Here is a 15,800-nt window from a genome sequence, read left to right on the forward strand (position 1 = left end):
TCCATTAATTTGGGGTACAGGCTCAGCCTTTAACTGAGCCCAACGTCATACCTTTGACAAAGAAACGTTGCAGGAAAGGATACACAATCAAGATTGGTGCACTTCCGATGAAGATCTGAGCTGCCCTTACCGTAGTTTGAGAGAGAGCTTCCATTTCTTTTGGATTCATGCTCATGCTACTCATATCACGTCCAATAATGACCGTTTGCATAAATGTAGCAAGTGGGTAATCCTTGGCGTTATTCATGTAGAGCAATCCATCAAACCAGGAATTCCAGTGGAACACCATACTGAACAATGCAATTGTTGCAATGGACGGCATCGAAATGGGAAGGAAAATCCTGAACAATGTTCTGAAATGGTTAGCTCCATCCATGAGGGCCGCTTCCTCCAGCTCTTTTGGAATACCGCGGAAGAAGTTCAGCATCAGAATGACAAGGAATGTGTTAACTGCTCCTGGGAGTACCAGTACCCAGAAGGAATCCATCAACCCGATCTTCTGGATAACCATGTAGAACGGCACCAGTCCCCCGTTGAAAATCATACTGAATACAAAAATCCAGGAGTAGATCGTTCTGCCTTTGAATTCACTATTCTCTTTGGACAACGGATACGCCGCCAGGAACGTAATCAGCAATGTAATAGCTGTACCAATTACTGTACGTAGAAGTGAAATCCATAGCGAGTTCAAGAAAATTGGATTGTTCATCGTCTTTTTGTAAGCCTCAAGTGAAAATCCTACAGGCCAGAGATTGACCAGATTGGCGTCGGCAGCAGCCTTTGTACTAAAGGATACAGCCAGTACATGAACCATCGGTATGATACACATAATGGCGATCAAAATCAGAAAGCAGGTATTGACTATATTAAACACGCGATAAGGCAATGATTTATGATACATCGTGGTCCCTTCTTTCTCTGTTCATTCGTTTAGAATATGCGATATCCAGCGTACTTTTTGGCTAAGCTGTACGATACAAGAATCAAGATCATACTAATAACCGATTTGAACAATCCGATCGCGGTTGCAAAGCCCATCTCACCATTTTGCATTGCGGAACGATATACAAATGTATCAATGATGTCACCCGTTTGATATACGAGCGGGTTATACAAGTTGAATATCTGGTCAAATCCGGCATTCAGTACGTTACCAAGCGCCAGTGTTCCTACAACCATCAGCATCGGCACAAGCGAAGGAATTGTAATGTGCAGCGTCTGTTTCCAGCGTCCTGCTCCGTCAATTTCCGCTGCTTCGTACAATGCTGGATTAATTCCGGCAAGGGCAGCCAGAAAGACAATCATGTTATAGCCAAATTCTTTCCACACATCTGTCAGAATGACCGTAGATCGGAACCAACTGTTGTCTCCAAGGAAGAAATATGGCCCGAGTCCGAAGGTTCCCAGAACCCGGTTAACCAAGCCGCCTGTTGACAACAGATCTATCAAAATCCCGCCCAGAATGACCCAGGACAAGAAGTGAGGTAAATATACGAGTGTTTGAATCGTTCGCTGTACAGCCATCTTGCGAACCTCATTCAAAAGAATGGCAAAAACAAATGGAACAAATAAATTGAAAATCAGTTTAAGTACAGCAATAATCAATGTGTTCCAGATGACCTGTAAGCTGTCTTCACGTTCAAACAGATATCTAAAGTTGTCCAGCCCAACCCATTCAGAACCGCTAATCCCAAGCCATGGCTTGTAGTTCTGGAACGCCATAATGATTCCGCCCATAGGCACATAACTGAAGATAATCAGAAAGATAATGGCTGGCAACAGCATAACGTGGAATGGCCAAGTGCGTTTCAAAGTTCTCATGATTGCTCCCCCTGTATTTCTTCCTACTCAAGTACTCCCTGAGTGGCTTATAATGCGATTATATCAACCTTTTACGGGGTCCAAACAGCACATAAAAGCAATATAAATGGCACAAATTCAACCACTTTGCCTCAGCTTGAATAAACAAAAAAAAGCGCCCAGACGTTAGTCGTCTGGGCGCTGCTTGTAACTATTTTTTCACACTATCATACCATTCGTTAACCTCTTGCGTAATTTGGTCACCGCCACCGGATTTCCACGTTTGTACAAAAGTATCAAACGCATCAACCGGATTTTTGCCATAGATAATTTCGTTAAATGCCTGATTCTCGATTTTGTTCAGATAGTCCAGCTTGGATTTCATCGTCTTTGTTGTCGGACCTGTGAACATGTTCTTGAAGGAAATTTCTTCTTGGCTCAGCAACACTTTCGCTGCTGCTGGAGTTTCTTTACCGTAGTTGACAGCAACATCTTTTTCAAGCTTGGTTTCAGGCTCTTTGCCATTGGCCAAGTTCATCAGAGCTTTCATCTGTGCATCTGGAATACGAGCACCGTCACGAACAAGCAAATAACGTACAACGTTCACGTATCCGCCCTCGATCTCGTCAATCGGCATTTGTTTTCCATTTGCATCCAATTGATAGTCATAGCCTGCAAACAGACCGTTATCATAAGGGCTACCTGGTGCCGGGTCTGCATAATTGTCGAACAGGTAGTTCTGGTACGTAAAGAATGCTTCTGGGTGCGCCATATCTTTTTTGATCAACGTAACACCATTAACGAACTGTGTTCCGTGACGCATCGCTTTGCCTTCAGGGCCAGTTGGAATTTCAATCGGTTTCCAAACCGCACTCGGTACATTTTTCACTGTATCGAGAAGTGGCCATCCACTCATCCAGTAAGGTCCTGGAATAATACCTGCAGTTCCTGCAACTGCTGGCTCTGCTGTTTTGTTCTCATCCCATAGAGCTGCTTCCTGCGGGATATATCCTTTTTTGAGCCATTCGCTCAATTTGGTCAGACCTTGTTTCATACCCGGATTGATGGAGCCATACTCCAGCTTGCCGTCTTCCCCCAGATTCCATTGGAACGGCAATGTTCCATATGCTCCGAAGATCCAAGATGGGTCTCCCATCCATGTATTCATGGAAGTTTTGAAACCAATGCTGAGCGGAGTGACTTTATCAGGAGCCAAGCCGTCCGGATTATTGTTTTTGAATGCTTCCATAACAGTTTCTAGTTCGTCGATGGTTTTTGGTGCCTTCATGTTCAGCTTATCCAGCCAATCCTGACGAATCCACAATAGATAATCATTGTTGTAGGCATAGTCCAGAACAGGGATACCCATTCTTTTGCCATCACGACTATATTGGTTCCAGACGTTTGGATCTTGTTCAATTGCTTTTTTCCATGTATCCGAAGCATACTTATCGAATAGTGGACCTACTTCTTGATACATTCCAGAATCAATCAGATCCTGAGCAAGCAGATTATCACCCACGTTTACAATATCAGGCATTTCCTGTCCTGATGACATGGCAAGACGAAGCTTGGTTGCAAATGCTCCATTTGTGTCTGTTACTGACCACAACGATTTGATTTCAATCCCGAATTGATCCTTGGCCCACTTGGTTGCCACGTTATTTTCCATGGATTCGCCATTTTTGAATTTCAGCTCTGGATCAATTCCCCAGGCTGTTGTAATCGTAACTGGCGGATCATACTTTTCTTTGTATTCGTTTTGGGTTCCAGATGTACTTGGTGTTGCACTATCTCCGCCCCCACTGCCTCCTGAACATCCTGCAAGAACGACAGTTAGACTCAGCGTTGTAGCGAGAAGCGACAAGAATCTCTTTTTTGTTGATTGCGCTCTCATGTTGTTCCCCCTTAAATCGTTTTGGTTACCCTTTCATTATAGGCTGACCAGGCCTTTGAGCCTATGATACGAAATCAAGATTTCTGCACCTTTGCCAACCTATATTCTGGAATGTTGTTGTAATTATGCCTGATCCCGAAATTCATTTGGTGTCATACCATAATGCTTTTTGAACATTTTGCTGAAATATTGCGGATTTTGATAGCCAAGCTCACTCGTAATCTCGTATATTTTTTTATTGCTATTCTTAAGCAGATACAGAGCACGCTCCATGCGCATACGAATCATGTAGTCCCCAAGACCTTCCCCAGTCTCTGCCTTGTAAATTTTCGATAGATATACAGGATGCAGATATACCTTGTCCGCAATCATCTTCACCGACAGATCCTGTCCTGTATCTCTTGTCACCAGCTCCTGAACCTGCTTGATTACATGCCTACGGCTCTGCACACCTTCCTGATCGGACAACTCTTCCTGAAGCTTCGCCAGCATCTCGGTTGCCCAGCGCCGCAGCTTCTCGGGGGATTGAATCAACTGATGAGCAAGGAGCAGATCGAATCCCGCATGATCAATCTCATGCACCAGATGCCCCTGTTTATGGGCGATATACATAAATGCATTGGTTACCGACAGATACATCTCATACACATGTTCTCTGGACAATCGAACCTGTTCTGCCGCGTCAAAGACCGCGTTCAGCTTACGCGCTGCCGCTTCCCATTGCTTGGTCTCAAGCAATTGCGGAAGTACAGGCGGTTTGTACAGCTCTTCGAGCGCCTGTGTCGCATCATTCTCCGGTCTTTTGCTGAGTGCCTGATCCATGTCCATATATATAATCTTGTGTTCTTCCGGTCCTGAAAGGACAAGCGAACCCAGACTTTTCCGATAAGCTGCTGTCAGCTCATTAAAGGGAAATGACGGTGTAACTACCATGGACAGATCTCCCTGCAAATATCGAATGACATGTTCACGGAAAGTTTCAGCTGAGATTCTCAACGTCTCCAAGTTCATCTGCGGAGCTTCGATCTGTTCTTGATTCTGCAAAAACATTACCAGACACTCATGGGGCCCGCGACCAAACCACACGTTAAATTGCTCTCCGAGTACTTCCTCTGCAATATTACCTACCGCAAAATCCATCAGATCCAAAGACTGCTGGTCCATTGATGAGAAGCGTCCTGTAAGGCGAATCAGCATCATTACAGCCGGTTGTTCCGGGTCAATATGAATCTCATATTGTTGCAGTTGTTCCCGAAGTGCCCGCGCCGTGATCTCACGTCCCAGCAGCAGATCATGCATGAGATTTTCCCGTAAAATTTTATAGTCAGACTTCCGACTGTATAAAAGCCGGTGATATTTATCGAATTCATCCCACTCATCGCGAAGAGACGTAATGGCTGCCGACACCGATCCCATAAACTCATCATCGTTTACGGGTTTCAGGATATAATCCGCTGCCTGCAATTGAATGGCTTTTTTAGCATAATCAAAATCGCTGTGACCGGTCAGTAAAATACAGCGAATATGAGACCAGCGCTTGCTTACCTCTGCAATGAGATCCAGTCCGGACATGCCAGGCATGCGAATATCGGTAACCACGATGTCTACTGCATTTTCCTCCATAATCTCCAGCGCTTCTTTACCGGAAGCGGCACGAAGCACGGTCGTTACTCCAAGCTCTCCCCAAGGGATTGTAAGTTCCAGACTTTCTGTTACATACGTTTCATCATCTACCAGCAGTATATCAATCAAGTGATTCACTCCCTATTTCGTTCATTCTGCAATTGGATTCCATCCTGCATCATGCGCTACACATTCCAAGTGCTTATCCTTCGTTCTCCAGAAGAAACTCCTGCTCGGCAGGCCATGACAGTGTAACCCGTAATCCACCAAGTTCCGATTCCGTTACATCCAGCCCTGCCTGCTCCCCATATCGAAGCTGGAGTCTCTGATTCACATTCCACAGGCCACAGCCCATCTCCTGATCCATCGTTCCCCTGAGCTTATTCAGAAGCGCCTCACGTGCCTCCTGCGTCATGCCTTGCCCATCATCTTCAACCACAAGAACCATGACACCGCCCTGTTTTTCCCCGGATACTCTTATTTCTCCGGCTTCCGCGTCCGCTTCGATACCGTGAATCACCGCATTCTCCACTAGTGGTTGCACGATGAGTGGCGGTACCTCCTGTCTTAACATCTCATCAGACAGATCAATCTTGTAATGAATGCGGTCCATACGCATCCGTTGGATCTCCAGATAACAGCTGACAAATTCAATCTCTTCTGTCAACGGTACCACGTCCCGCTCCTGTCTTGTCGTATACCGATAATATCGCGATAGATTATGTGACATCGCTACAACAGCGTCCATACGCTTCAGCTTCGCCATACTTGTAATGAAGGAGAAACAATTATAGAAGAAGTGCGGGTTAATCTGCGATTGCAGCTGCTTCAACCGAGCTTCACGTACATGAATCTGTTCCAGGTAAACGTGTTCAAATAACTGCTGGATCTGCTCCACCATCAAGTTGAAACGTTCGGACAGGAAACTGAATTCATTGCGGCCCTTTGGCTTAATCCTCACGGAATAATCTTCCTGCTTCAATCGCTGGAACCCACGAATGAGTTGTTTCACTGGTACCTGCACCTGAACATATAACAAGTACGCCACACCAAAACTCATCAGTAACAAACAAATCATGGAAGAATAGAACAGCATATTGGATTGATGAATAGGCTTCAGAATATCTGACAGGGGCATGTAGTCCACCAAATACCAGCCTGTTGTACTGGATTTTACGGTGTTAACCATGTAAGGCTCGTCCCCGATCACCACTGTACGATTATCAACGTCCTGAAGTTTATGGATGGACAGTTCTTCCATCAACTGATTCGTTAATGAACGATCTGAAGTCCGGTTATAGATAACCCCCGATTCTTCACGGAAATAGAAGGGGTCATGCCTGCCATCGTCTTTGAATTTGTCGAGCATATCCCGAATGTTGTCACTATCAAACTCCAGTTTAATAATCGTTTCCGCATTATTAGCCGGGTCTTTAATACCGTATGGAGATACCGTAATCCAGCTAAACATGAACCGATCATCTTCCCCATCCTGAATTTTGCGTACATCCCAGCCGGAAATGATATTTTCCCTTAGCGCTTCTTTATCGTAAGAACGTGCGTCCCTTTCGGAAACCACCCTGCCCAGCGAAGGAGAATACAGATATAATTTCGTGGCCCAATTGGATGAGCTTTCCTGAATACTCAGCTTATTCTGAATACGTTTGACCAGGTTGATCGCATCCAGATCAAAGTAGTTACTGTCCGCATAGATTCGCCGGAAGCTGCCAATATCAGGATCATGTATGAGCAGATTCGGCCATGAGGATAACAGTTCGATGTGTGTGTTCACTTGATTTTGGAAAAATTCAAGCTGGTTACTATTCGATCGATTCAACTCATCTCTGAGAACAGCTGTTGTTTTGTGATTGGAGTACCAGTACAAAAGCACTACAGGAATCAGCATAATCAGAATAAGAATGACCATTTTGGAAAACAGGTTTGTCCGATATGACATCTTTTCATCTCACCTTGTCTTAATTTGTCGTGACATTAATTGTAATGATGTAAGCGCTAAAGACAAACTATTTTTTTTGAGACAAACTGATTCATTATCTAGCGTAAGCGTTACCAATCCAAGGGGAAAGGAGATAAAACCAATATTTCTGCACTAAATGCAACTTCCACGCACAAAAAGAGCCAGCGATTAGCCAGCTCTCTATCTAATTTCAGTATATATCTTTAATCTTTCTATTCAACTCAAACCTTATTCCACTTCTGTTTATGTAATTATTCTTTTTTCCTATAAAAATATCAACTATGGAATATCATAATCAAATACCGTATTCGCTCCATCCACGCCTACATCCAGCACAATATCCATAAGTTTCCCATTGACGAACAGAGGGGATTCCGCTTTCCCGTAAAACTCCAACTTGCCTGTAAACGTTCCATGGCGTTCAATCTCAACATGTACGGGCCTTAATTGGACAGACTGCAAGGCTTCCAATAATGGATCGTCCTTAAACTTATAACTACGTGCGAGATCAGGCAATAACACGGCGGATACGGAATCTCTGCCGTAATTTTTGAGTGTCAGGTCACAGGTTGCTCGGGTCTCACCCGTCTTCAGCACATTAAAGGTACAAGAGCTTGCATTCTGTACATAGGATACCCCATCAATGCCTGTAGCTCCCCACTTGGCTATATACATGAATTTATCTGTCATGTACGAATAACTGAGAACGATAGCGATAACTACGATCCATAACCCTTTTGCAAGACCGGGGAACGATTTCCCGATTTCTTTGCGTGTAAGGTAGAAGCCGCAAGCGAAGATCCCCAATCCTAGGAAAAGTGTGATATGTACACCACTTAAATAAGACGTAGTATACGGTGATATACCTATTGCTGACAGCATGGTATCCCCAACAGAAAAACCAAGATGATGGTTAACTGTAAAGATGATAGCAAAAAGCAATAAAGCCCCAGAGAACACAAGTCTGGTTCTCGACACACGAACACCCCCTAATCAACCACCTGATTATATCATATTTTTCCTAATTATAGTTAAAAATCCAAATCAAAAAAACAACAATAAAAAGAACGCCTTCGGTTGTTTACCGAAAACGTCCTCCATATTTGCCACCGACAAGAGCTTGTAGAACACAAGTCTCTCTATCATAGCTGATAATTATTTACTTCTGGGCAAGGAATGCATCAAGTTGTTTCTGTTTGGCTGCAATAATTTTATCAATTCCCGCTGCTTTCAATTTCTCCAGATATTTCGGAATCATCTCATTTGGATCAACGGCGCCCGATGTCATACCCGGCTTGAACTGTTTGTTCACGTTGTTGACCGCAGCAATTTCATTTTTGACAGATTGACTGTTGAATGTAAAGCCCAGTGCTGGAGACTTCACACCTTTGGCGTTAAATTCTTTGAACTTTTCCCACTTCTGCGGATCTTCATTATCCCATAGGAAGTTCAGGAACTGATTACCAAGCTGCCATTGGGCACCTGGGTTATAGGTACGACTGTTGGCATCAACGCCTTCAGGGAGAGTAATGATATTATCCTGTCCGTCTTTTTTCACATAATGAGTACCTTCAATTCCGAAGTTCAGCAAGTTGTTAATTTCCTTGTCGGAATGCAGCAGGTTAATGACCTGCATCGCTTTCTCCGGTTGCTCGGAAGAACGGGAGATTGCAAGCATCGCTCCAGACGCATCACCCGTCGTGATTGTCGGCTGTGTCATCTCAATCTGAGTCAGTGGGAAACCCACATATCCTTCTTCTTCTTTATCCTTGCCTGGCTTCATGCCATCTGTCCAGAGAAACGCTTTTCCAGCCTTCGCCTGGTCTTTCGGGAACACATTAGAAGTAGCAGCATCACTGTTGATATATCCCGCTTGATACCACTTGCGAGCGAGTTCAGCCGCTTCTTTGAATTCTGGGGTCTCCACTTCATTCAGCACCGTTGTTCCGCCTGCTGTTTTGGAGATGACTCCAGGTACGGAAGCATCACCGAGATAATCCCAATCCAGATTCTCCAGCAGTCCGTTACCATTGGTGTTGGACATATAGAATGGTGTGATGGCTGGCTCGTTTTCCTTAATGGTTTTGAGCAGTGGTTCCAGATCAGCCCAAGTCTTAACAGCCGTCAGGTCCAGCTTATACTTGTCAGCCAGATCTTTGCGCACCAGCACACCACGTGTGGCAGCGAGTTCCTTATTCGTAGGAACCCCGTAATTCACGCCGTCCACCTGGGAACCTTCCAGAAAGGCAGGGTCAAGGTTTTTCTTGATATCCTGACCATGTGCATCAAGCAGATCATTCAATGGCAAGAATGCGCCTTTAGCTACATTCACCGTGTAGTTCTGCCAAGCTGCTGTGAAGATAATGTCTGATTTTTCACCCGAGGAGATCATGAGATTCAGCTTGTTATCCCACTGACCCCAGTCAATCGCATTGATCTTAATCGTGGCCCCGATCTTCGGTTCCATCTTCTTGTTAATCTCGGCTTCCACCAGAGCGACATCCTTCTGTGGTGTCCCTGGATAGAACAGTGTCACTTCATAGGGTTTGCCCCCGCCTTCACTTGCTCCTCCGCCTTCTGCGCCAGGTGTTGTCGTTGTTCCACCTTTGTCTGATGAGCAAGCTGCCAGCACCAGGCTCAGCGCCATAACCGTTGCCATCATGCGTGACCATACCTTTAATGATCTAACCAATTGAACCCCTCCTGTCATGTGTTGAACCATACAACCGAATTCCCCAATTCACAATTAAACCGATAACTACTTCTGTATATGCCCTTTCAGTCCATCTTCATTTACCTTGCCCACTCCGCTAACCGGTTCAGAGTTATCCCTTCACAGCGCCAACCGTAAGACCTTTGATGAAATAACGCTGGAAGAATGGATATGCCAGTACAATTGGACCAATACCGACCACAGCCATCGCCATTTGCAGAGTTTTGTTAGGCAGATTCAGCAATCCACCCTGCGACGAAATCTGTGAAGAGACGTTGGAGTTGGTTGTTAAATATTGAATATCGAGCAGCGTCCGGTACATAAGGTACTGAAGGCTGATCGTCCGGTTATCTGATATAAAAATCATGCTAAGGTACCAGTCATTCCAGTAATTCAATGTACTGAACAACGCGACGGTTGCCATTACGGGAAGAGAGAGCGGAAGCACGATACGTGCAAACGTTCTCAATTCTCCCGCACCATCAATCCGAGCCGATTCCAGAATAGACACCGGAATGGAGTTCGCGAAGAATGTACGCATGACCAGTACAAAGAATGGGGATAGCAGTAGCGGCATAATGAGTGCCAGTAAGGAGTTTTTCAGATCCAACACGTTGACATAGACCAGGTACCAAGGTACCAGACCCCCATTGAACAACATCGTGAAGAAGATGAAAAAGGCGAACCAGCCCCGGTAAGGCAGATCTCTCCGTGAGAGCGGATACGCATACAATGCGGTCAGCGCAACACTTGTAATGGTACCTACAACGGTAACGATAAAGGATATACCATACGAGTGAATGATCTGATCCATATCTCTGAACAGAAACTCATAAGCCGTCAGGCTGAATTTCTCTGGAATAAGCTTATATCCATTGGCAATTACTGTTGTCTCGTCCGAAAATGAGATGGCGAAGACAAGCAGGATCGGCACGATACAGGCAATGGCATAGAATAGAAACATCGCATGAATAACGGATGCGGAACGCTTCGATACGGCTAGTGGATCACGTGATTTCACAGCTGACTTGCCTCCTCTCAAAATAATGCATTATCTTTATCTATTCGCCTTACGATGGTATTGGATACAAGCACCAGCACAAATCCAACGATTGCTTGGTATAGACCGGCTGCTGATGACATCCCGATATCTCCACCGATAAGGAACGTACGATATACGTAGGTATCCAGTACATTCGTTACAGGGAACAGCGCCCCCGATTCCAATGGAACCTGGTAGAACAGACTGAAGTCTGCATAGAATATACGGCCAATTTGCAATAACGTCATAATGACGATTAATGGGATGAGAAACGGAATGGTAATGAAGCGTATCTGATGCCATTTGGTTGCGCCATCGAGCACAGCTGCTTCATAATATTCTTCATCGATACCCACGACAGCTGCCAGATAAATGACGGCATAATATCCAATATTTTTCCATGTGTTCACCAGTGGTAAAATATACGGCCAATACTTCGGCTCTGAATACCAGTCGATCGGCTGACCGCCGAACATCTGCAGTATAGTTGAGTTCATGAAGCCTGAATCCTTGCCCAGGAAAGCCAGTACCAGATAACTGACCACAATCATGGACAGGAAATACGGTAATAGCATAAGTGATTGATATAACTTGGACATTGCCTTGTTCTTCACTTCATTGAGCAGAATAGCAAGCCCGACACCTACTAAGAGGTTTAGTGCAATAAACACCGTGTTATACGCGAGTGTATTTCGGGTAATTTCCCATGCATCACTGGTTGAGAACAAATATTTAAAATTGTCCCATCCACTCCATGGGCTACCCCAAATACCATCAGCATAGTTTACATTTTTGAATGCGATCAGAACGCCGAACATGGGCATATAGTTGTTCACCAGCAGAAACAGGACCCCTGGCAAGAACATGAGATACAGCACCTTGAATTTGCCAAGATTGTGCCACACAGACTTGCGCTTTCGGACTGTTTCTCCCGGTATTTCCGATATCCGTACTCCCTTACCCGCCTGGGGTTGTGTCTTCATAACTTGTTCTCCCTCACTCCTCTTGAATTCTTCCTCAGGATGAAGCTCCGTTGCGGCTCCTGTGGTTCAAGTATACGGCGGGGCGAGTAAGACCTCTATCTGCTGTGGTGACCTATTGACTTATCAAATTATGACTTTAGTACCAAAAAAAACAAAAGACGCAGCATGCTGCGCCCTGAACTATACGGTACGTGACTGTTTTCGAAACTCCTGTGGCGTTATACCCGTGCACTTTTTGAACATTTTGGTGAAATGCGAGTAATTGTAGTACCCCACCTTGCCAGCTATATCCGTCACTTTGACGGTGGACTGGGACAACAATGTCTTCGCTTTGGCTACTCTGCCTTGCAGGATAAACTCAGATAGGGACATCCCCTTCTCTTTCCGAAACAGACGTGATAGATAAGCGGGATTGAATCCGGCAAAAGCTGCAAGTTCCTCTCGCATAAGTTCTTCACCAATATGAGTTTCAATATAAACGCACAACTGATCCACAATGGTCATAGGGCTATGATCGTCCGGGTACAACACCGGGATAACACGATCAATCAGATCAGACGTCCATTGCTTCAACTGCGGCAACGACCTTGTCACCATACCCTCTTCCGGCTCCCGTTCACCCGGATAAAGACTCCGTATTGACACGTTTTTCTGATGAAGCAACGGATAGACCACATGCAGCATGGCATGATAGTAGAGATGAAGCATTTCAGGAGACAATCCCTCCTGGGCAGCAAGCAACTCAAAAATCTCATCCACACGTTCTCGCAAATCCCCTACTTTACCTGTCTCAAAAAGAATGGATAATTCCGAAAACCATGGAATAGGCAAAAAGCGATCTTCCTGATCTCTTCCCCGCTCATCATAGACAAATACTTCTTCAAGCTCCTTAATATTGCGCCGCTCCATATCCATCAGTTCATTTAACATGCCTTGCAGCTCAGTTACAGCAACCGGGGCACCAACATAACAGGACAACCGACAGTAGAAATACGTACCACATTCCTGAATATACCCCTGACAACGTTGTGCCACTTCGCTCGCACTCGGAATGATGCCATCTTGCTCATAAGCAAGCACAATATTTAATCCACTTTGATCCTGAAACACCTCACCGGGCTTGTCGCCAAGCAGCATCTCTTTGGCTGCATTACGAAGGGCATATTCCAATACCTCTTCGTCACGCAAATCAAAATCACGTACCCATTCCTCTACCGAGATCACAATGGGTAACACACGAGCCTGCGGATCAATCTCGGCACCATACAATTCTGCGAGCTCTTGCAACCGTTGTTCGGTTAACGTGATACGCTGAGAGATGGCATCTTTCCAGAAGCGTTCCGTCAGTAGCGGTTTATGGGTTTTCCAACGTTTGTATACGGTCTCATAAACTTCGTTGGTACGGGTACGCTGCTCTCCATCCTTGATCTTCTCCACCGCCTGGGTTACTACCTTAATCAATTGATCCGCTGGAGCCGGCTTCAACACATAATCAAAGCTGCTTAGCTTAATGGCTGTCTGAGCATAATCGAATAAAGCATGCCCTGTCAGGAAAATGGTCAGTATGCCTGGATCATGTTTCAACACCCAACTTTGCAGGTCAAGCCCTGTTTCACCAGGCATCTCGATATCACAGATCATGATATCAATAGCATTTCCCCTTAAAATCTTCCGTGCCTCTTCGGCATCACCAGCACTGTATACCTGGTCAATGCCTGCTGCTTGCCAATCGACTCCTTGCACCATTGCTTGTAATGCATACACTTCATCATCCACGATCAACAGGTTCCGCATAGGCTCCCCCTTCTTCCTCTTCGGTCTGAGCGGGTAAATCGATGATGACTCTGGCGCCATGATCCACCTCATTGCCAAACTGCAAACTGGCTTGATCACCATACTTCACTAAAAGCCGATGAGCCACGTTCCATATACCGATATGCTGTCCACTCGGATCTTCAGCGTAGTGTCCATGTTGCAGACGCCCCAACAATTCCTCTTCAAATCCGACACCATTGTCCACAATCATCAGTTGAAGCACCGTCCCATCGATCTGAACGGACGACTTCTCACCGAGGCGCGCCACGATCCGAATGACAAAGGCTTGTGTCCGGCGCTGAAATCCATGAATAATGGCATTCTCCACAAAAGGCTGAATGGTTAATGGCGGAATCACATAATGTCCCAGATTCGGTTCGACATCCAGTTCAAAATCGAATCTGCTTGGAAACCTCAGCTTTTGAATTTCTAAGTAATGACGAATGTGCTCAAGCTCTTCATCCAGACGAATAACACGTTTGCCTGCACGCAGACTGAATCGAAAATAATCGGCCAGATGACCAGCCATCTGCTGCACCAACTCATGTTTTTGCAAGGAAGCCAGACTATGAATAATATTGAGTGAATTCAGGTAAAAGTGAGGATTGATCTGCATCTGCAGTTGTTTGAACTCTGCCTCTCGCGTCCGCAACTGTTCCTCATACACATCAATCTTCAGATGCCTGATCTCACTGGTCATTTGATTGAAACTTCGTGTCATAAATTCAAGCTCCGAAGAAGATGGCGGGTCCAGCTTCACATCGAGATCTCCACGGCTCACCCTTCTCATGCCTCGGATTAACGCATTCATTGGGCGGAATAACAGATGCCGCAAAAAGATCAGTGCAGTAACCAGAATTACTGCAGCACCAATGGGAAGCAGACGAATGATCTGCTGGAAAAACGGGAGGTTACGCATCATGTCTTCCTCAGGCAGCAGCACGATATAATTCATCTCGGACATGGCCGAAGCAATACCCAACATCAAATATTGACGCGCTTCGCCCTTGTTCACAACTTCAGAGATAACCTGATACGGATTCTTCAGGCCGGGAAGATGCGCTGCAGCCAGCTGAATCTGTGCAGTATTTAATGTGGAATCCGATAGTGCACCACCGTCTGTTCCAACAATGACTGCGCCTCCCCGATCTCCGGATTCAGTGAATTGTTGTGTATGATTCAGTGCATTCATATCAACAAGTGCACCTGCATAGAACTGCTGGTTGATTCGCACCGTTTTCACCAGCGCATTCCACGTCCCGCCACGCACGATGCTCCATTCCGGCTTCTGGATATCCCCTTCCAATTGCTGCATCTGGACTGGCATACTCTCCTGCACAACCGACTTTTTGACATCATAATTGCCTGAAGTGGCGAGCAGCAGATCATCATTCACAGCATCATATAGAAAAAAAGAATCGATTAGATTATAAAAACCGATATCTGTCATGAATTTGTTCATAATCCGTTGCTTTGCAATGATATAATCGCCACTACCGTATTTCAGAAAAAACAGAGAGATAATATCCGGGTCCCGCTCGCCCAAACTATATAAATACCGATTCGTCTCCTGTAATACACGTTCATTCTGCTCCACACTCTTGGCGAGATGATTCATATTGGTGAGGGATACTTTGTCACGTACAACTTTCATGGCGTAGACATTGTTGTAATAAAGCAGCATGAATAATGGCAGCATGATCAATGTAAGACCCACTATAAATTTAAAACGAAGTGAACGGATCAAATTCATGGATTATGGATTCCCGCCCTTTTAGTTCAACATAGTTTTTTCTATTTTCTTCCTTATGATGGCATGTTTATTGTAATCACCCCTGCTTGCCATTGTCTATGGGGTCCCGTGACCTTCACATATCAATTCTGGTGACTTCCATCCGCTCCAATTTCAAGAGTAACAAGCTTCATGTTGTAATAAATTCTCCAGTTGT

The 15,800-nt window shown here is 45.1% G+C and carries 11 protein-coding genes; all 11 read right to left on the minus strand.

What is annotated here, in order from left to right; genetic code table 11:
• Positions 1–22: 22 nt before the first annotated feature.
• The 11 genes from D829_RS0112800 to D829_RS0112850 all read right to left on the minus strand — a co-directional run bounded on the left by D829_RS0112800 (position 23) and on the right by D829_RS0112850 (position 15,604).
• The gene (locus tag D829_RS0112800; protein ID WP_017689296.1) at positions 23–901 is read right to left on the minus strand and encodes a carbohydrate ABC transporter permease; all 879 of its coding nucleotides are present in this window, start codon (positions 899–901) and stop codon (positions 23–25) included.
• A gap of 29 nt (positions 902–930) precedes the next feature.
• The gene (locus D829_RS0112805) at positions 931–1,821 is read right to left on the minus strand and encodes an ABC transporter permease subunit (RefSeq protein WP_017689297.1); all 891 of its coding nucleotides are present in this window, start codon (positions 1,819–1,821) and stop codon (positions 931–933) included.
• A gap of 190 nt (positions 1,822–2,011) precedes the next feature.
• Positions 2,012–3,697 (minus strand): extracellular solute-binding protein, encoded by a 1,686-nt coding sequence (locus tag D829_RS0112810; protein WP_017689298.1) that lies wholly within the window; start codon positions 3,695–3,697, stop codon positions 2,012–2,014.
• A 123-nt stretch (positions 3,698–3,820) separates the two neighbouring features.
• On the minus strand, positions 3,821–5,449 hold the full coding sequence (locus tag D829_RS0112815) for a response regulator (RefSeq protein WP_017689299.1): 1,629 nt from the start codon (positions 5,447–5,449) through the stop codon (positions 3,821–3,823).
• A gap of 73 nt (positions 5,450–5,522) precedes the next feature.
• The gene (locus D829_RS0112820; protein WP_017689300.1) at positions 5,523–7,277 is read right to left on the minus strand and encodes a sensor histidine kinase; all 1,755 of its coding nucleotides are present in this window, start codon (positions 7,275–7,277) and stop codon (positions 5,523–5,525) included.
• Between the two features lie 300 nt (positions 7,278–7,577).
• Positions 7,578–8,276 carry a hypothetical protein gene (locus D829_RS0112825; RefSeq protein WP_017689301.1) on the minus strand — a complete coding sequence of 233 codons (699 nt, stop codon included), beginning with the start codon at positions 8,274–8,276 and terminating at the stop codon, positions 7,578–7,580.
• Positions 8,277–8,457: 181 nt separating this feature from the next.
• Positions 8,458–9,990 (minus strand): ABC transporter substrate-binding protein, encoded by a 1,533-nt coding sequence (locus D829_RS0112830; protein WP_017689302.1) that lies wholly within the window; start codon positions 9,988–9,990, stop codon positions 8,458–8,460.
• Between the two features lie 133 nt (positions 9,991–10,123).
• Positions 10,124–11,032, minus strand: coding sequence for a carbohydrate ABC transporter permease (locus D829_RS0112835; RefSeq protein WP_017689303.1), 909 nt, complete (start codon positions 11,030–11,032; stop codon positions 10,124–10,126).
• 17 nt (positions 11,033–11,049) lie between these two features.
• Complete coding sequence (locus tag D829_RS0112840; protein ID WP_017689304.1) at positions 11,050–12,036, minus strand: ABC transporter permease subunit; 987 nt, start codon at positions 12,034–12,036, stop codon at positions 11,050–11,052.
• 180 nt (positions 12,037–12,216) lie between these two features.
• On the minus strand, positions 12,217–13,830 hold the full coding sequence (locus D829_RS0112845) for a helix-turn-helix domain-containing protein (RefSeq protein WP_017689305.1): 1,614 nt from the start codon (positions 13,828–13,830) through the stop codon (positions 12,217–12,219).
• Positions 13,805–15,604 carry a sensor histidine kinase gene (locus D829_RS0112850; protein WP_017689306.1) on the minus strand — a complete coding sequence of 600 codons (1,800 nt, stop codon included), beginning with the start codon at positions 15,602–15,604 and terminating at the stop codon, positions 13,805–13,807. The genes D829_RS0112845 and D829_RS0112850 overlap by 26 nt, the downstream gene beginning before the upstream one ends.
• Between the last annotated feature and the right edge of the window lie 196 nt (positions 15,605–15,800).

This window comes from Paenibacillus sp. PAMC 26794, from assembly GCF_000316035.1.
Taxonomy (GTDB): Bacteria; Bacillota; Bacilli; order Paenibacillales; family Paenibacillaceae; genus Paenibacillus.